Origin of the sequence: Streptomyces hiroshimensis, assembly GCF_014650335.1 — a bacterium.
Lineage (GTDB): Bacteria > Actinomycetota > Actinomycetes > Streptomycetales > Streptomycetaceae > Streptomyces > Streptomyces hiroshimensis.
This window is the reverse complement of the sequence record NZ_BMUT01000022.1, coordinates 1-16,827: the sequence shown is the minus strand read 5'-3', so window position 1 is coordinate 16,827 and position 16,827 is coordinate 1. Positions and strand designations below refer to the sequence as shown.

Here is a 16,827-nt window from a genome sequence, read left to right as displayed (position 1 = left end):
TGAAGTCTGCGGGCGGGAAACCGGCGAGGGTGAAACCCGTAAGGCGGCCGTTCCTCACGGCCCGTACGCGGATCGCCGTGGCCTTCGGCGGGATCTTCCTGGTGCTCGGCGGGGCCCTGCTGCTCACCGTGAACCTGCTCTCGCGCGCCGGCACGCAGGAGCGGGCGACGACGATCGCGCGGAACGCCGTGCCGGTCGAGCTCGTGCGGCCGGGGGAGAGGGTGAACGCGTGGACGGCGTCCCGGATCTCGGGCGACGTCAGCGCCGCCGCCTCCCAGCAGATGATCATGTGGTCGGCCGCGGCGCTGCTCGTGACGGCGCTGCTGGCGGTCGGGGTGGGCTGGTGGACGGCGGGCCGCTGCCTGCGCCCCGTGCAGGGCGCCTTCGAGAGCCAGCGGCGCTTCATCTCCAACGCCTCGCACGAACTGCGCACGCCGCTGGCCGTCCAGCGCACGGCGATCCAGGTGGGGCTGGACGGGGACCCGTCCCCCGACGAGCTCGCCCGCGTACGGACGACGCTCCTGGAGGCCAACCGCCGCTCCGAACGCCTCATGGACGACCTGCTCCTGCTCGCCCGCAGCGACCGCGGCCTGGAACGCCGCGACCCCCTCGACCTCGCCGACATCGTCTCGGAGGAGACCGCGGCGGTCGCGGGGCGCGCGGAACGGGCGGGCGTACGGCTCTCCGTCCGCAGCGAACGGGCGCCGCTGCGCGGCAACCGCGTCCTGCTCGGCCAGCTGGCCGGGAACCTGCTGCGGAACGCCGTCGACTACAACCACCGGGGCGGCGCCGTGGACGTGCTGGTCGAGCCGGGCCGGCTGGTGGTGCGCAACTCGGGACCGGTCGTGGCCGCGGCGGACATCCCGGCCCTCTTCGAGCCGTTCCGGCGGGGCCGGGGCAAGGAACGCCTGTCCGGCGGCACGGGCCTGGGCCTGTCCATCGTCCAGTCGATCGCCCGCGCCCACGGGGGACGGGCCCGGGCCGCGCCGAACCGGGGCGGGGGGCTGCGCGTGACCGTGGAGATACCCGAGCCGGGGCGGTAGGCGAAGGTCCCGGGGCGGTTTTCCGCCCCGGGACCGGGTTCGCGTGGTTCTTTCTCGGTCCTTCTCAGTCCTTGACGATGCCCGCCGCCCGGGCTTCCTTCAGCCAGTCCGGGAACTCCACCATCAGCTCCGCGTAGAGCTGGGCGGCCGTCAGCGACTTCGGGTCGCGGCCCGCGTGGAAGAAGCCCGCGTTGTCGACGGCGCGCTTCTCCGGGACCGGCAGGGCGTCCAGCTTGCGGAGGAAGTCGAAGCCCTTGCCCTCCGGGTCGCCGAAGGCCACGAACTGCCAGAAGATCGGCAGGTTCGCGCTCTCGCACAGGGCCCGCTCCGCGGCCGGCTTGCTGTACGGGCCGCCGTCCGTCTGGAAGATGACGAACGCGGGGGCGGTCGAGCCGGACTTCTTGTAGTGCTCGATCACCGCCTCCATCGCCCAGTGGTAGTTGGTGCGGCCCATGTGACCCATGGAGGAGTGGAGTTCCTCGATGCGGCCCTCGTAGCCGCCGAGGTCGATCTCGGCCACGCCGTCGACGTCCGTCGAGAAGAAGACGACCGGGACCGTACCGTCGTCGTCCAGGTTGGCGGACAGGCCGAGGGCCTGCTCGGCGAGGTGCTGGACCGTGCCGTTCTTGTAGAACTCGCGCATGGAGCCGGAGCGGTCGAGGACGAGGTAGACGGCTGCGCGCTGCCCCGTCAGGCCCTGCTTCTCCAGGGAGACGCCGGCGGCCTTGTAGAGACTGACCAGTCCGGGGGCGGACTGCTCCACCTTCGTCAGGCTGATGGCGGGGCTCTGCGCGGGGGCGGTCTGTACGGGAGCGGTCTGCGCGGGAGCCGTCTGCACGGGAGCGGTCTGCGCGGGGGCCTCGTCGCGCGGCGGCATGGCCGGGGCCGGCTCCGGCGTCGGGCCCGGCGCGGGCTCCGGCTTGCGGACCGGGTCCGGACCGGGGGCCGGCTCGGGGACCGGCTCGGGGTCGACCGGCGGGACGGGCTCCGGCTCGGGGATCGGCTTCGGCGTGGGAACCGGCGTGGGCTGCGGCTCGGGCTCCGGGCTCGGCTCCGGCGGCATGGGGCCCGGGCCGGGGCGCGGGCCGGGACCGGGGCCGGGCCGCGGCGGCACGTTCGGCTCCAGCGGGCCGGGGTCGGGGATGCGGTCGCCGCCCTGCTGCGGCGGCACCGGCGCGCGGAGGGGTTCGGTGATGTCCGGTTCGGCGGCCCGTGGGCGGGCCACGACCGGTTCGGGGTGCGCTTCGGCCCGTGGGTCGGGCTCCTGCGAGGGTGCGGGCACGGAAGGCGGCGCGCTCTGCTGGGGCAGGCTCGCGTCGTCTCGCTCGGCCGTCGCTGTCCTGGACCGGCCGAACGCGTTCCGCAGCAGACTCCGAATGCCCATGTGGAGTAGTCCTTCACGTGTCTCGGGAGCTATGAAATGTCTGTGTTGCGGGTATACGTCCCCCGGGGGGACGGTGACGTAAGGCTAGCCGCCCCCCTATTCCCCGCATGCTCAGACCCTCGCGAGGCACTCCCGGCCGCCCCACGCACGGGGGACGGGCCTTACGCCCACTTGGGGCCACGGAAATTCACGCCACGTCAGAAACAGGCGTCCGCCACGTCAGAAACAGGCGTCACAGAGCGCCACAGGCGTCGCTTTCGCGTCACGCGGAGCGTAAACCTCCGGGGCACCCGACGAGGGCGCCGGACCGGTCACCGGCGCAGCGGATCCGTCACCGCCGCAGTGGCCGGACGAAGACCTCCAGCGCGTCCCCCACGTCCCCCGCCGCGGGCGGGCGCACCCGGCCCGCCCGCTGCCAGCCCCACGCGCGGCGGACGGCCTCCGCCGCCGGGGTGTGCGCGTCCCCGGGGGCCAGGACCAGCGCCGCGAGCGCCGCGCCGCTGCCGGACAGCAGCCGGTCGTGCAGCCGCCGGCCGATGCCCTGGCGGCGGTGGCGCGGGGCGACCACGAGCTCGGCGACCGCGAAGACCCGGCCGGCGGCCGTCAGCTCCTCCAGATCGCCGGGCACGGGGCCGAGGAAGCCCTGCCACCGGGCGCTGTCGCGCGCGAGCGGATAGCCGTACGCGCAGCCCACCGGGCCCCCGGCGTCCGCGACCACCAGGTCGAAGCCCGGCCGCGCGGAGTGCTCGGCGAGCCGCTCGCGGAAGCGGTCGCGGCTGTGGAAGGGCTCCACGCGCGGCTCGCTCCCGGACCCGCCGAGCCCGGACCTGCCGCGTCCGGGCCCTCTGTGCTCAGGCCCTCCGTGCTCAGGCCCGCCGTGGCCGTGCGGCTCCGCGTAGGCCGTCACGTGCAGATCCGCGAGCTGGTCGCGGTACTGGTCGGCCTGCCAGCGGCTCAGCCTGCGAAGGAAGACGTCACCCATGCGCCCTTCTTGCCCACCGGAACCCGTACCCACCCGCCGACGCGCACGGTTTCCGGGACGATAACGACAGGGGGCGGACAAGCCACGGGCAGGACAAGAGCAGGGTAAGAAATGGGTCCAGGGCAACCCTGTCCACCCATTCCGGCCTCTTCATCGGTGAGTATCGCTTTACCGAACACGAGTACCCACCCCAGGGGCAGGGAGTTGAGAGGCACATGGGCCTGACCAGCAGGTCGCTCTTGTACACGGTGGTGTTCGTCGCCGTGGTCTGTGTGGGTCTCACTCTATGGCTCTGGCCGCGACTTTCCGGGCGCGGCGTGCTGCCGGTGCTCGGACGGCTCGGCGCGATCCTGGTCACGCAGCTGACGATCATGTCCTCGGTGCTGCTCGCGGTGAATGCCGAAAACAGCTTCTACGGCTCGTGGGGCGAGCTGATCGGCAAGTACGACCGGGCGCCGGGGCAGGTCACCCAGGGCATCGAGAACGGCGGCGGCCCGAACGCCGCGCCGGTCGACGCGGGCAAGGGCGGGCTCGTGAAGAACACCGGCACGGAGGGGATCGACAAGTCCGACATCCCCAAGGGGCCGAAGGAGAAGGTCGGCGCGATGGAGTCGGTGCGGCTGACCGCCCGCCGCGCGGGGGTCGTGGAGCCCGCGTTCGTCTACCTGCCGCCGCAGTACTTCCAGGAGCAGTACAAGCGGCAGCGCTTCCCCGTGATCATCGCCATCAGCGGCTACCCCGGCGGCATCACGAACCTCTCCCACTTCCTGGGGATGCCGAAGAAGGCGAGCGAGCTGATCGGCGAGCGCCGCATGCAGCCGACCGTGATCGTGATGGTCCGCCCGACGATAGCCCCGCCGCGCGACACCGAGTGCGTGGACGTCCCCGGCGGCCCGCAGTCGGAGACCTACTTCACCAAGGACCTGCCCGAGGCCCTGAAGAGCGCCTACCGCGTCGGCCACGAGGCCAGCGCGTGGGGCGTCATGGGGTACTCCTCGGGCGGCACGTGCGCGCTGGAACTCGCCATGCGGCAGCCCGGCAGCTATCCGGTGGCCGGCGCCCTCTCCGCCGACTACAAGATCAAGAATGATCTGACCACGGGAAACCTCTTCGGTGACGGCGAGGAGGGGGAGAAGAACAAGCGCGAGCACGATCTGATCTGGCGGCTGAAGAATCTGCCCCCGCCGCGCGTCTCGGTGCTCGTCACCAGCAGCAAGGAAGGCGAGAAGAACCTCAAGGAGACGGAGAAATTCCTCAAGGCCGTCAAAGAGCCGATGACCGCCTCGAAGATCATTCTTCCGTCGGGGAGCCATAACTTCACCACGTGGCGGCGTGAGGTCGGGCCGACGCTGGAGTGGATGGGCAAGCAGATGACGTTCCCGCAGGATGTGAACAACTAGCGGAACGACCTGCCTGGTCCGGCAGGTCCGTCTAGTCCGGCCCCGTCAGCTCCTCGCTCAGCCAGGAGAACGCGGCCGGGTACATGGAGATCCAGGTGTGGTAGTTGTGCCCGCCCGCCGGGGCCAGCATCGTCCGCAGCCGGACGCCGCTGCCGTCCGCCGCCTGCCGGAACTGCTCGATGAGCGAGGGCGGGCTCGCGCGGTCCTGCCGTGACGTCGCCAGGAACAGCCCGACGCCGGTGTCGTTCGTGTGCGCCACCAGCCATGTCGGGCTGTTGCGCTCCCGCTGCCCGGGATCGGGCAGCGCGCCCTGCGCACCCGTGAGCGGGTCGGGATCCAGGGCCGCGCCCGCCCCGAAGACCTTCGGGTACTGCAGGGGCAGCTTCGCCGCGCAGTAGCCGCCGGTCGAGATGCCCAGCAGGCCCCAGGAGCCGGGGCCCTTCCCCGTACGGAAGTGATGGCGGATCAGGGACGGTACGTCCTCGGAGAGCCAGGTGGCGACCTTGTGGCCGGGGACGTCGGAGCAGTCCGTGTCCATCCCGCCGGGGTCGATGACCGGAACGGCCAGGATGAACGGCCGGCTCGCCCCCGCCTGCAGCAGCTTCGCGTAGTCCCCCGGCATGTGGCCCTGCTCCAGCCAGGACTGCGGGGAGCCGGGCACGCCGTGCAGCAGCATCACCACCGGAAAGGGGGACCGGCGGTAGCGCGGGTCGTCGTACTGCGGCGGCGTCCAGACCATCACCTGGCCCGACAGCGCCGAGCGCGGACCCCGGACGTACGTCTGCCGCATGCCCGCATCGCCGCGCAGGAAGCGGGCGCGCTCGGGCGGCGGGCCCGGCATCGCCACGGGGCCGCCGCCGGTGCGGCCCAGCAGGTCGTCCCAGGAGGCGTAGAGGCCGTAGCTGGTGTTGATCCAGGCCGCGACGACGCAGATGGCGGTGGCCTGGCAGAGCCCGATCAGGGCGACGCGGGACGCCCAGCGCACGGGGGACGGGCCGGGGATCCGCGACCAGAGCAGGAGGGTGGCCAGCACGGTGCAGACGGTCGCCGCGGCCAGCGCGGCGAAGAAGGCGGTTCCGGTGAGACTCATCGCCGGCGCGCTCCCTCGGCTCCCTCGACGTCGGCTCCCTCGCCCGTCCATAGATACACGCTTGAGGAGACGCACGCTGGAGACGCACGTCGGAGAAGCACGTTGGCTTGTTCGCTCTCCTCCCTTGACGCCGGTGTGCTGCATACGCTCGACGCCGCGGGCGCGCCCGGTACCGGCTGCGGCCGCTGGATGCCCAGCCCCCCGCACCGCGCCCGGCGGTGCGCGGGCCCCAACGACCCGGAGGCGTGCCGTGGCCAAGCAGGACCGTGCGATCAGGACTCGACAGAACATCCTGGAAGCGGCCGCGGTGGTGTTCGACGAACGGGGCTACGACGCGGCCACGATCAACGAGATCCTGGCGCGGGCGGAGGTGACCAAGGGGGCGCTGTACTTCCACTTCCCCTCGAAGGAGGACCTGGCGCACGCGGTCATCGATGCCCAGGCCGAGGCGACGTCCGCGCTGCTGGACGTGCCCGGAGGGTGCCGGATGCAGCGGCTCGTCGACCTCGGGATGGTCTTCTCGCACCAGCTGCTGGTGGACCCCGTGCTGCGCGGCAGCGTGCGGCTGACGATGGAGCACGGCTCGCCCGCGCTCCACCGCAGCGGGCCCTTCACGGGCTGGACCGAACTGCACACCCGGCTGCTGGTGGAGGGCAAGGAACGGGGGGAGGTCTTACCGGACGTGGTGGCGTGGGAGGTCGCCGAGCTGATCGTCGGGGCGTTCGGGGGGATCAACGCGATGTCGCAGTCGATGTCCGACCGCGCGGACCTGGAACGGCGGGCGATCGTTCTGTACGAGCACCTGATGCCGTCGGTCGCCGTCCCCGCGGTCCTGGCCCGCCTGGACATGGCCCCGGGCCGCGGCGCGCGGGCGCTTGCGCTCGCGGCGCTGGAGCCGGTGGGGGCGGCGTAGGCCCTCGCGGGCGGCGGTGCCTGTGCGTCTTCCTTCCGCCGCGGGGTGCCCTCGCGGGCGGCGGTGCCCGTGCGTTCTTCTTCCGCCGCGGGGTGCCCTCGCGGGCGGCGGTGCCCATGCGTTCTTCTTCCGCCACAGCGGTGGTGCGCCACGATGGCGCTGTCCGGCGGTGCCGTTCCAGCTGGGCCGGGGTTGGTTGGGCACCGCCGGGATGCGCCGTTTGGCTGTGCGCCGTTGCGGCGGGGGGGTGTGCGGGCGTGGCCTGGATGTGGGCGGGGTGGCCCGGCGTCTTCCTTCCGCCGCAGCGGTGGCGCGCCACGATGGCGCTGTCCGGCGGTGCCGTTCCAGCTGGGCCGGGGTTGGTTGGGCACCGCCGGGATGCGCCGTTTCGGTTGCGCGCCGTTGCGGCGGGGGGTTGTGCGGGCGTGGCCCGCGCGATCAGTTGCCGCACGAGGGTTGTGCGGGCTCGGCCCGCCGTGTCAGTTGCCGCCCGCTGCCAGCGCGCTGGCCGGGTCCGGGGCGCGGACGCCCGCCAGGGTGTCCAGGGCCACTTCCAGGAGCGCCTCGCGGCGCTCCTCCGCCGTGCCGCCCAGCGCGTCGAGCGTGAACGCGCCGAAGTGCACCGTCATCACCGCGCTCGCCACGCGCGCGTGGCACTCGAAGGCCAGGTCGCCCGCGTGCATCAGCCGCGAGATCGTGGTCACCCGGTCGCGCAGCTCCTGACCGATCGCCAGGTCGCGCAGCGTCGCCTGGTTCTCCTGCAGGATGTGGTAGATCGGCATCGCCGACCCCAGGGCCACGCTGTACCGCCGCAGCAGTTCCCGCTTCGTCTCCATCGTGGGTGGTTGTTCTTCCGCCCAGACGATGAGTTCGTCCACCGGCCTGCCGAGATCCCGTGAGATCGCGCTGAGGATGTCCTCCTTCGTCTTGAAGTGGTAGTACAGCGCCGCCTTCGTGACGCCGAGCTCCTCGGCGATCTCCCGTAGCGACGTCTTCTCGTAACCACGTGAGACGAAGAGGTCCAGGGCCGTTTTCTGGATGCGCTCCCGGGTGTCGCTCCTGCGCGCCTGAGGGGTGCTGCCCATGGGTCTCTCCTGCCGTTGTCGTGAACCTGTCGCCCCCCAGCCAAACCTACTTGACGCCCGGTTAGCTGGCAGCCTACCTTCCTGCCGATCTCAACTGCCCGCTCCTGCAAGCAAGTGGACGTGCCGGTCCGCCTCCGCGCACGTCAGGGGGAGTGGAGATCATGCCGCAGATGGAACCCCTGGCGGAGGGCGCAGCGGCCGACCGCGACACCACCGACACGCAATGCATACATTGTCGTGGTCAGGGTGGCCGGATGGTGGCCAAGTGGCCATAGAGGCGCCCGACATGGGCCGCGTCAGCGCCATTCGCCGGACACCCCGTGAGGCGTGCATCGCCACCCATTCCTTGACATACGTGCTTGACGACCCACAAGGCACGTCTTACGTTCTCTCTAACTAGCCAACCGACCGGTAAGCGTGATCGGCGGGCATCGGAGGGGGGATCCGAATGGTGAGGGCGGACATGGTCCTGGACGTGATCTGCGTCCACTCCTACATCGGCTATACGCGCCTGGTCCGCGCCGCCGACCGGATGCGCGCCCACGGCACCGACGTCGCGATCACCTTCCGCCCCTACGAGATCGCCCCGGCCGCCTCCGACAGCCCGCAGCCCCTGATGCCCGTACTGGAACGGATGCTCGGCCCGTACGCCGCGACGCAGGCCGAGATCTTCACCTGGCAGGCCGCGCGCGACGGGCTGGAGCTGCGCTACGACCGGGCGATCGCCACCGGCAGCTTCCGCGCCCACCTGCTCATCGGCCGCGCCGCGGAGCAGGGCCTGGCCGAGCCCGTGGTCGAACGGCTCTTCCGCGCGCACTTCACCGACGGCCTGCACATCGCCGGAGAGGCGGTGCTGCGGGAGATCGCGGAGGAGTGCGGGGTGGAGCTCGGGCCGGGCGGGACAGGCGCGTTGGCGAAGGGGTCGGACGAAGCCGAGGAACTGCGCGGGGAGTTGCACCGGCTGCGGCGCCACGGAGTCCCGGCACCACCGGTGTTCAAGATCGGCGACGATGCCGTTCTGCTGGGTGTGCAGAGCGAGCAGGCGCTGCACGGGGCGATGGTGGCGGCCGTACGTCCTGCCGGGCGTCCCGTCGGGCGTCCTGCCGGCCGTCCCGTCGACGCCGCTTTCTGATGAGCGCGCCCACCGAGGCGGCCGCGGCCGTGCGCCCCCCGTTCCCCGAGATCTTCGAGGACATGAGCCTGCCCCTGCGCACCGCCGCCGGGCTGCTCGGCCTGACCCCGTGGACCGTCGAGCGGCTCATCGACCGCGGAATTCTCACCACCGTCCAGGGCGGCCAGTACCGCTATGTCACGCTGACCAGCATCCTGACCTATCGGCGGCTCGGCCGCTGATATCACCGGCGTCACCGGTATGACCGCGCGCCGTATTTACATTTGTCGGGCAGTCCTACCTGCAGCGATCCCACTGGCTCGAATGAGTGAAAGCCCGGAACCTCTGTATAGGGCCGGAGTTATTCAGAACGCTTTCCCAGTGGGGGCGCTACACGATCGAAAGGCTTAGGACGTGCTCAAGAAGGTAATTGCCACGACCGCCCTCGCGGTGTCCACGGTCGGTGCCATCTCCGGCCCCGCCATGGCCATCGGGAACGACCAGGACGTCGCCAACGGCAACGCCGCGAAGACCGGATACGGCAACACGCACACGGGCGGCAAGCAGAGCCCGCAGATGAGCCTGATCCAGGGCACGCTGAACAAGCCGTGCCTGGCCATCGGCAAGATCGGCATCCAGGGGCTCGTCGGCGCGGTGCCGATCAACGTCCAGGACGTCCCGATCCTCTCCTCGCAGCAGCAGCAGCAGTGCACCGACAACTCCACGATCAGCGATGGGGACGACCCGCTGTCGCACATTCTCTCGGAGATCCCGATCATCTCGGGCAACGGCTCCGGCAACAAGAGCGACGGTGGCCACGGTGGCCACGGTGGCCACGGCGGCTTCGGCGGGCACCCGGGATTCGGCGGCCACTGAGCACCGCGGTAGTCGGACGGATTCCCCCTGCGGCGGGTGTGCGGGCCCCGCGGCAGGGGGATTCCCCATTCTGGTTGTTCTCCGGATGCCGGACCTGGGGCCGAATGAGTGAAGGGTCGTATCCGGTAATAACCTCCGGCAATTTCCCAAGTTAGGCAGTGGGCTCAGAGATCCCGTATTCGTCGAGCCAGAACGAGGAACCAAGCGTGATCAAGAAAGTAATGGCCACGACCGCCCTCGTGGCTTCCGCAGCCGGCGTGTCGGCGACCCCTGCGATGGCCATCGGCAACGGTCAGGACGTTGCGAACGCCAACGGTGCGGGCCAGATGTACGGAAACACCTGGACGGGCGGCTACATGAGCCCGCAGATGGGCCTGATCAACGGCTCGCTGAACAAGCCGTGCATCGGCATCGGCAAGCTCGGCGCCCAGGGGCTCCTCGGCGCGGTGCCCATCAGCCTCCAGGACATCCCGATCCTCTCCTCGCAGCAGCAGCAGTCCTGCACGGAGAACTCCACGATCAACGACGGCGACGACCCGCTGTCGCACATCCTGGACGAGATCCCGATCATCTCGGGCAACGGCTCCTGGAACAGCGAGCGCCACCACGGCCACCACCACGGCCGTCACGACGACGACTGGGACCGTCACGACCACGATCGTCACGACCACGGCTGGGGCCACCACGACGACGGGCACCACGGGCACTGACCCGCCCGCCCGGAACGACCGCAGTCACCCACGCATAAGGACGCCCCCGGCACCCCGGGGGCGTCCTTCGCGTGCCCGGCCCGGCGCCCGTCAGCGCACGCCCGCGTGCAGCCAGTCGACCTTGTCGTACAGCTCGTCCGTCGTCAGGGAGCAGAGCATCCGGTTGCGCGCGCGGGCCGCGTCCCCCGCCGGGTGGTACAGCTGCCTGCCCATCTCCCGGGCCACCAGCTGGGTGCGCGAAGTGCGCTCGCACCGCGCCGCGTTGTACTTCTCCAGCCGCCGCCCGAGGGAGGCCTCGCCCGACTCCGCGCCCCGCAGCAGGTCGCCGAGCAGCACCGCGTCCTCCAGCGCCATGCACGCGCCCTGCGCTGCGTACTGCAGCATGGGGTGCGCGGCGTCGCCCAGGAGCGTCACCCGGCCGTCCGTCCAGTCCGTCACCGGGTCGCGGTCGCACAGCACCCACGCCCGCCAGCCCGTGCCGAGCTCCAGCAGCCGCCGCGCGGCGTGGCCCAGCTCGGGGAACTCGGCGATCACGTCCCCGGCCGGCACCGGCAGCCCCGCCACCGGCTCGGTGGCCGCATCGTCCCTGGTGGCCGCCAGGTTCAGGCACTTGCCGCCCGCTATGGGGTAGTGCACGAAGTGCCACTTGGGCCCGGCCCACAGGGTCACGCTGTTCCAGCGCAGCTCCTGCGGCACCTGCTCCATGGGGATCACCGAGCGGTAGATGGTGTGTCCCGACACCCGCGGTTCGCCGTCCCCGATGAGCTGGCGGCGCACGGCCGAGCGGATCCCGTCGGCACCGATCAGCACGTCGCCGCGGAAGGGGCGCCCGGTGCAGGTGACGGCGGTGACGCCGGTCGCGTCCTGCTCGTAGCGCACCACGTAATGGCCGCCGAGGAGGGTCACGGCGGGATGGGCGCGGCAGGCGTCGAGGAGCGCCTGGTAGAGGTCGCCGCGGTGCACGACGGCGTACGGGTTGCCGAAGCGCTCGCGGTAGGCGCCGGTGAGCGGCATGCGGGCGACGCGCTCGCCCGTCGTGCCGTCCATGAACTGCAGCTCGTCGATCAGCACCGCCCGCGCGCGGACCTCGGTGCCCACGCCGAGGTCGTCGAGGGCGTGGAAGGCGTTCGGGCCGAGCTGGATGCCGGCGCCGACCTCGCCGAAGACGTCGCTGCGCTCCAGCACGGTCGCCCGGTGACCCTGGCGGGCCACGGACACGGCGGCCGCGAGACCGCCGATGCCGCCCCCGGCGATAAGGATGTTGGCCATGTCGTCTCTCGCAGTCCTCTCGGTGACTCGGGGGCTCTAGGGTCGGGACCGCAGTCAGACCGCAGTCAGACCGCAGTCAGACGGCGGTCTTGCGGTCCAGGACCAGGTCGTGGCCGACGACGTAGGACGCCTCGTCGGAAGCGAGCCACAGCACGGTGTCGGCGATCTCCTCCACCTTGGCGCCGCGGCCCAGCGGGCACGGGCTGATGGCATTGATCCGGATGCCCTTGCCGATGTATTCACGGGCGGCGGTCTGGGTGAGGGTGCTCACCGCGGCCTTGGACGCGGCGTACGCGCCGAGCCCGGGCAGCATGCCCTGGCTGCCGATATTGCTGGCCGTATTCACGATCACGCCGCCGCCGTTGCGCTCCATGTGCGCGATCTCGTGCTTCATGGACAGCCAGACGCCGGTGAGATTGGCGGCCAGGGTCTCGCCCCAGACGCTTTCGCAGATCTCCGCCACCGGCTGGTTCGGGCCGAGTTCGGTGACATTGTTGAAGGCGACGTCGAGGCGGCCGTGGCGTTCGACGACGGCGCTCACGATCGCCTCCGCGTCGGAGGCGTCACCGTTCTCGCCGTGGTGGGTCACATCGGCGATTCCGCAACTGGCGCTGCCGCCCAGTGCCTTGATCTCCTCGACGGTGTCGTGCAGCATTTCCGGGTGCCGGCCGGCGACCACGACCTCGGCGCCCTCACGGGCGAACGCAAAGGCGGCAGCGCGGCCGATGCCCTCGCCGCCCCCGGTGACCAGGACAACTTTGCCTGTGAATCGCTTGGACATCGCGTCTCTCCTGTTTCTGCGACTGCCGGGCCGGATGCCGGGTCGGGCCGTCTCAACTTCCTCCAGCATCAGGGGAGTCGGCTGTCGGGCGAATATGCGCGCGGCGCACTTCGTCAGGTGAGCGGAGCACGGACAGCGGCCGTGTCCGGCACCTGACGCAGTAGCGGGAAGGGCTTTGACCCCGGCCCGGAATGCGGCGAAGACTTCCACTGATCCATGTGAGGCCCGGCCCTCTTGACCGGCCTGATCGTTTTTCGCCGTGGCCCTTTCCCCGCCGCCCGCAGGAGAACGCATGATTACGCTTTCGTGGACCCGCAAGGTCGACAGCGCCGACATCGCCGACAGCACCGACCGTGCCGACGGCACCGGCACCGGCGATATCCCCGGAACCCCCTCCACCACGCGCGAGCAGCTGTGGCGCGTCCTGCTGCACAAGGCGGAGAACCCCGTCGGCTACGTGCCCGCCATCACCGAGTGCCGGGTCCTGGAGCGCTACGAGGACGGGTTCCTGCGCGAGGCGCGGCGCGGTGCGCAACTGCTCGTCCAGCGCGTCACGCCGGACGCCGCGGCCGGCCGCATCACCTTCCGGCACGCGGACTCCTCCGACCTCGCGGTGATCACCAACCAGCTGGGCGAGGACGAGGACGGCGACCTCACCCTCACGCTCAGCATCACGCTGACCGAGGCGCCGTCGTCGGCCGTGCTGCGCGAGAACTCCTACCTCCACGAACTCGACGCCGACTTCGCCGCGACCCTCGACGCCATGACGGCGGTGCTGCGGCGCAACGCCCGGCAGGCGGCCGGCCATGGGTGAGCGCGGGGCCGGAACGCCGTACTCGCGCCGGCGGGTCGTCGCCGGTGCCGCCGCCGTGGGTGCGGCGGCGGCACTGGGCGGCCCGGCGGGCACGGCGCTTGCGGAGGGCACGGCGCTTGCGGAGGACACCGGGCCCGCCGCCGAGGCGGCCGCCTTCGGGCCGCTGACCGTCAGGCCCTCCGACCGCCGCTACGCCGACCTGGTCTGGGGCGCCAACCGCCGCTGGGTGGGCACGCCCGACGCCGTACGCCTCGTCGGGTCGGCCGATCAGGTGCTCGCGGCCGTCCAGGAGGCCGTCGCCACCGGCCGCAAACCGGCAGTGCGCAGTGGAGGGCACTGCTACGAGAACTTCGTGACCACGGACGACGTACGGCTGGTCATCGACACGGGCTCCCTGGACCGGGTCGGCTACGACGCGGGCCGGCGCGCCTTCTTCATCGAGCCCGGCGCCCGGCTGGGGGACGTCTACCGTGCGCTGTACCGGGGCTGGGGCGTGACCGTGCCCGGCGGCACCTGCCCCTCGGTGGGCGCGGGCGGGCACATCGTGGGCGGGGGATACGGTGCGCTGGCCCGGCTGCACGGGCTGGTCGTGGACCATCTGTACGGGGTCGAGGCCGTCGTCGTCGACGCGAACGGCACCGCCCGGAAGGTGGTCGCCACGCGGGAGGAGAACGACCCCAACCGCGAGCTGCTGTGGGCGCATACGGGCGCGGGCGGAGGCGCGCTCGGAGTGGTCACGCGGTATCTGATGCGGTCGCCGGGGGCGGGCGGGGCGGACCCTGCCGTGCTGCTGCCGCAGCCGCCGTCGGAGGTGCACGTCTCCACGGTCACCTGGCCGTGGGAGGGCATGACCGAGGCGGCGTTCACCGCGATCCTGCGGAACTACGGGCGGTGGTGCGAGCGCAACAGCGCGCCCGGCTCCCCGTACGCGAGCCTGTTCAGCCAGCTGAAGCCGACGCACAAGTCGGCCGGGTCGTTCTCCATGACGACGCAGATCGACGCGTCCGTGCCGAACGCGTCCGGGCTGCTGGACGCCTTCCTGGCCGCGGTCGCGCAGGGCGTGGGCGTCCGCTACCGGGTCGACGACCGCCGCACGATCTCCTGGCTGCACGCCACCACGTCCTGGCCGGGCTTCACCGCGCCCGACACCACCACCCGGTTCAAGGCCAAGTCCGCGTACATGCGGAAGGGCTTTCCGGAAGACCAGCTCAAGGCGTTCTACCGGCACCTGACCAGGGACGACTTCTCCGGGCCCATGTCCGTGGTGATGATCAGCGCGTACGGGGGCCGGGTGAACGCGGTGGGCCCGGCGGAGACGGCCGTACCGCAGCGGGACTCCGTGATGAAGCTCCACTACATCACCTTCTGGCAGCACGCCGCGGACGACGAACGGCACCTGACCTGGATCCGCGAGTTCTACCAGGACGTCTACGCGGCGTCCGGAGGCGTGCCGAGACCCGGGGACGTGACGGACGGCTGCTTCGTCAACTACGCGGACGCGGACCTGAATACGGCGCGATGGAACGGGTCCGGCGTGCCGTGGAGCGAGCTGTACTTCAAGGGCAACTACCGCAGGCTGCAGGCGGTGAAGGCGCGGTGGGACCCGAGGGACGTCTTCCGCCACGAGCAGTCGGTGAGGCTGCCGGGGCAGGGCTGAGCGCTGCTCTTGTACGGGTGACACGACGGAAAGAGGGAACCCATGTCCTCCGGTTACGCACCGGCTCCGGGCGCGGTCGCGCGCACCGGACGCGGCTTCGCCCTGCTGGGCGCCGTGCAGGTCGTCCTGATCCTGGCCATCACGATGCTGTCGCCGGCGCTGCCGGCGATCCAGCACGACCTCGGGCTGTCCGGCGCGCAGCTGACGCTGGTCAGCGCGGCGTACGGACTGTCGTTCAGCGGCCTGCTGATGCTGGGCGGGCGGCTGGGAGATCTCATGGGGCGGCGCCGGGCGCTGGTGGCCGGGGCCGCCGTCTTCGGGCTGGCCTCGGCGGCCGCCGGGCTCGGCCCCGGCTTCGCCTTCCTGCTCGGGGGCCGCTTCGTGCAGGGCGTCGGGGCGGCGCTCGCCGCACCCGCCGCGATGTCCCTCGTCCGCTCCCTCTACCCCGAGGAGGCCCGGCACGCGCGGGCGCTCGCGGTGTGGGGCGGGCTGGCCGGCTTCGGGGCGACGGCGGGGATGCTGCTGTCGGGAACGGTGTCGACGTGGGTGTCGTGGCGGTGGTCGTTCGTGGTGCCCGTGGCGGTGTCGCTGATCGCCGTGGCCGCGGCGCGGCGGGTGCTGCCCGCGGGGCCGGACCCCGTGCGGGTGCGGCTGGACGTGCCGGGCGCGGTGCTGGTCACGGCCGGTCTGACCGTCATGAGCTACGGGCTCGTCCAGGCGGGCGAGCGGCCCTGGGGCGCCGGCGTGGTGTGGGGGCCGGTCGCGGCCGGGGTGCTGCTGCTCGCCGCGTTCGTGGCGGTCGAGCTGCGCGTGCCGCACCCGCTGGTGCCGCTGGGCTTCCTGGCGCGGCGCCACCGGGCCACGGCCCTGTGGGCCGTCTTCATCGGCTCGGCCGGAATGTCGACGATCTTCTTCCTGCTGTCCCTGTACTTCCAGGAGGTACGGAACGCCTCCCCGCTGCTGACGTCGGCGGCCTTCCTTCCCTTCAGCGCGGCCCAGGTCGTGACGGGGATGCTGGCCGGGCGGCTGATCGGCCGGTTCGGAGGCCGCGTGGTCATGGTGGGCGGGCTGCTGGCCGCGGCCGCCGGGCTGGTGCTGATCGGGCAGCTGGGAGCCGACAGCGCCTACGCGGGCCTGCTGCTCGCCGGGCTCATCGTCTTTCCCGTGGGCATCGCGTGCGTCTTCTCCGGGTCGACCGTCGTCGCCCTGGAGGGCGTCGAGGACGAGCGCGCCGGGCTCGCCGGGGGCGTCGTCAACACGGCGCTGGAGGTGGGCCCCACGGTCGGGCTGGCCGTCCTCGTCTCCCTGGCCACGGCCCATGCGACCGGCCTGAGGGACGCGGGGGAGAGCGCCGGCTCGGCGACGAGCTCCGGGTACGCCTTCGCGCTGCTGATCGCGGCGGCGGCGTTCGGGGCGAGTGCGGTGGTGTCGGCGGTGTTGCTGAGGTCGCCGCGTTCGCCGCGCGGGGCGCGGGGTTTGCAAGGCGGTGCGGGGCGTCGTGCCGACGGCCGGGGTGCGGAATCCGTCCGGAGTGCGGGGCCGCCGGCGGACGCTGCGCTCGGGGTCGCCGGGACCGGAAGCGGCAGCAGCCCCAGGGCAGGAGGCGTCTAAGAGCGCCGGCTCGCCTTCCCCCGGGCGGGCCGGCGGACGCGCGCTTCCCCCCTTCCGGCAACGGCCTTCCGCCGCGACGGCAGCAGCCGTCGCGGCGGAAG

The 16,827-nt window shown here is 71.9% G+C and carries 16 protein-coding genes; 10 read left to right on the top strand and 6 right to left on the bottom strand.

The window, feature by feature from the left end; genetic code table 11:
• Positions 1-29: 29 nt before the first annotated feature.
• Positions 30-1,043, top strand: a complete 1,014-nt coding sequence (locus IE241_RS32295; RefSeq protein ID WP_190025429.1) for a sensor histidine kinase — start codon at positions 30-32, stop codon at positions 1,041-1,043.
• Between the two features lie 64 nt (positions 1,044-1,107).
• Here the strand turns inward: IE241_RS32295 and IE241_RS32290 are convergent, their stop codons facing one another.
• Together IE241_RS32290 and IE241_RS32285 are read right to left on the bottom strand one after the other, a co-directional pair.
• Positions 1,108-2,427 carry a VWA domain-containing protein gene (locus IE241_RS32290; RefSeq protein WP_190025428.1) on the bottom strand — a complete coding sequence of 440 codons (1,320 nt, stop codon included), beginning with the start codon at positions 2,425-2,427 and terminating at the stop codon, positions 1,108-1,110.
• 331 nt (positions 2,428-2,758) lie between these two features.
• Positions 2,759-3,409, bottom strand: coding sequence for a GNAT family N-acetyltransferase (locus tag IE241_RS32285; protein WP_190025427.1), 651 nt, complete (start codon positions 3,407-3,409; stop codon positions 2,759-2,761).
• A gap of 215 nt (positions 3,410-3,624) precedes the next feature.
• Here IE241_RS32285 and IE241_RS32280 point away from each other — a divergent pair, with 215 nt between their 5' ends.
• Entirely contained in the window at positions 3,625-4,809 is a 1,185-nt protein-coding gene (locus IE241_RS32280) for an alpha/beta hydrolase (protein ID WP_190025426.1), read from the top strand.
• A 31-nt stretch (positions 4,810-4,840) separates the two neighbouring features.
• Here the strand turns inward: IE241_RS32280 and IE241_RS32275 are convergent, their stop codons facing one another.
• A complete protein-coding gene (locus IE241_RS32275) occupies positions 4,841-5,899 on the bottom strand; it encodes an alpha/beta hydrolase (RefSeq protein WP_190025425.1) in 1,059 nt (352 codons plus the stop codon).
• 250 nt (positions 5,900-6,149) lie between these two features.
• Between IE241_RS32275 and IE241_RS32270 the strand changes: the two genes are divergently transcribed.
• Positions 6,150-6,812 (top strand): ScbR family autoregulator-binding transcription factor, encoded by a 663-nt coding sequence (locus tag IE241_RS32270; protein WP_190025424.1) that lies wholly within the window; start codon positions 6,150-6,152, stop codon positions 6,810-6,812.
• Positions 6,813-7,291: 479 nt separating this feature from the next.
• On the opposite strand, the gene IE241_RS32265 is transcribed toward IE241_RS32270, so the two are convergent.
• Positions 7,292-7,897 (bottom strand): TetR/AcrR family transcriptional regulator, encoded by a 606-nt coding sequence (locus tag IE241_RS32265; RefSeq protein WP_190025423.1) that lies wholly within the window; start codon positions 7,895-7,897, stop codon positions 7,292-7,294.
• 448 nt (positions 7,898-8,345) lie between these two features.
• Here IE241_RS32265 and IE241_RS32260 point away from each other — a divergent pair, with 448 nt between their 5' ends.
• From IE241_RS32260 to IE241_RS32245, 4 genes are all read left to right on the top strand, one after another.
• Positions 8,346-9,029, top strand: a complete 684-nt coding sequence (locus IE241_RS32260) for a DsbA family protein (RefSeq protein ID WP_190025422.1) — start codon at positions 8,346-8,348, stop codon at positions 9,027-9,029.
• Complete coding sequence (locus tag IE241_RS32255) at positions 9,029-9,250, top strand: hypothetical protein (protein WP_190025421.1); 222 nt, start codon at positions 9,029-9,031, stop codon at positions 9,248-9,250. The genes IE241_RS32260 and IE241_RS32255 overlap by 1 nt, the downstream gene beginning before the upstream one ends.
• Before the next feature lie 172 nt (positions 9,251-9,422).
• On the top strand, positions 9,423-9,884 hold the full coding sequence (locus IE241_RS32250; RefSeq protein ID WP_308433770.1) for a rodlin: 462 nt from the start codon (positions 9,423-9,425) through the stop codon (positions 9,882-9,884).
• Positions 9,885-10,090: 206 nt separating this feature from the next.
• Entirely contained in the window at positions 10,091-10,594 is a 504-nt protein-coding gene (locus IE241_RS32245; protein ID WP_308433769.1) for a rodlin, read from the top strand.
• A gap of 90 nt (positions 10,595-10,684) precedes the next feature.
• Here the strand turns inward: IE241_RS32245 and IE241_RS32240 are convergent, their stop codons facing one another.
• Positions 10,685-11,863, bottom strand: a complete 1,179-nt coding sequence (locus tag IE241_RS32240; RefSeq protein ID WP_190025420.1) for a 3-hydroxybenzoate 6-monooxygenase — start codon at positions 11,861-11,863, stop codon at positions 10,685-10,687.
• Positions 11,864-11,939: 76 nt separating this feature from the next.
• A complete protein-coding gene (locus IE241_RS32235) occupies positions 11,940-12,644 on the bottom strand; it encodes an SDR family NAD(P)-dependent oxidoreductase (protein ID WP_190025419.1) in 705 nt (234 codons plus the stop codon).
• Between the two features lie 292 nt (positions 12,645-12,936).
• Between IE241_RS32235 and IE241_RS32230 the strand changes: the two genes are divergently transcribed.
• Genes IE241_RS32230 through IE241_RS32220 form a run of 3 tightly spaced genes read left to right on the top strand, consistent with a single transcriptional unit; the run spans position 12,937 to position 16,726 of the window.
• Entirely contained in the window at positions 12,937-13,458 is a 522-nt protein-coding gene (locus IE241_RS32230; protein WP_190025418.1) for an SRPBCC family protein, read from the top strand.
• On the top strand, positions 13,451-15,115 hold the full coding sequence (locus IE241_RS32225) for an FAD-binding oxidoreductase (RefSeq protein ID WP_190025417.1): 1,665 nt from the start codon (positions 13,451-13,453) through the stop codon (positions 15,113-15,115). Before IE241_RS32230 ends, IE241_RS32225 begins: the two co-directional genes overlap by 8 nt.
• Positions 15,116-15,157: 42 nt before the next feature.
• Complete coding sequence (locus tag IE241_RS32220; protein WP_190025416.1) at positions 15,158-16,726, top strand: MFS transporter; 1,569 nt, start codon at positions 15,158-15,160, stop codon at positions 16,724-16,726.
• Positions 16,727-16,827 lie beyond the last annotated feature (101 nt).

Bases quoted from the DNA above. Each gene is read 5' to 3' on its own strand.
- IE241_RS32290 (WP_190025428.1), bottom strand. From the start codon at position 2,427: ATGGGCATTCGGAGTCTGCTGCGGAACGCGTTCGGCCGGTCCAGGACA.
- IE241_RS32285 (WP_190025427.1), bottom strand. From the start codon at position 3,409: ATGGGTGACGTCTTCCTTCGCAGGCTGAGCCGCTGGCAGGCCGACCAG.
- IE241_RS32280 (WP_190025426.1), top strand. From the start codon at position 3,625: ATGGGCCTGACCAGCAGGTCGCTCTTGTACACGGTGGTGTTCGTCGCC.
- IE241_RS32275 (WP_190025425.1), bottom strand. From the start codon at position 5,899: ATGAGTCTCACCGGAACCGCCTTCTTCGCCGCGCTGGCCGCGGCGACC.
- IE241_RS32265 (WP_190025423.1), bottom strand. From the start codon at position 7,897: ATGGGCAGCACCCCTCAGGCGCGCAGGAGCGACACCCGGGAGCGCATC.
- IE241_RS32260 (WP_190025422.1), top strand. From the start codon at position 8,346: ATGGTGAGGGCGGACATGGTCCTGGACGTGATCTGCGTCCACTCCTAC.
- IE241_RS32255 (WP_190025421.1), top strand. From the start codon at position 9,029: ATGAGCGCGCCCACCGAGGCGGCCGCGGCCGTGCGCCCCCCGTTCCCC.
- IE241_RS32240 (WP_190025420.1), bottom strand. From the start codon at position 11,863: ATGGCCAACATCCTTATCGCCGGGGGCGGCATCGGCGGTCTCGCGGCC.
- IE241_RS32235 (WP_190025419.1), bottom strand. From the start codon at position 12,644: ATGTCCAAGCGATTCACAGGCAAAGTTGTCCTGGTCACCGGGGGCGGC.
- IE241_RS32230 (WP_190025418.1), top strand. From the start codon at position 12,937: ATGATTACGCTTTCGTGGACCCGCAAGGTCGACAGCGCCGACATCGCC.
- IE241_RS32225 (WP_190025417.1), top strand. From the start codon at position 13,451: ATGGGTGAGCGCGGGGCCGGAACGCCGTACTCGCGCCGGCGGGTCGTC.
- IE241_RS32220 (WP_190025416.1), top strand. From the start codon at position 15,158: ATGTCCTCCGGTTACGCACCGGCTCCGGGCGCGGTCGCGCGCACCGGA.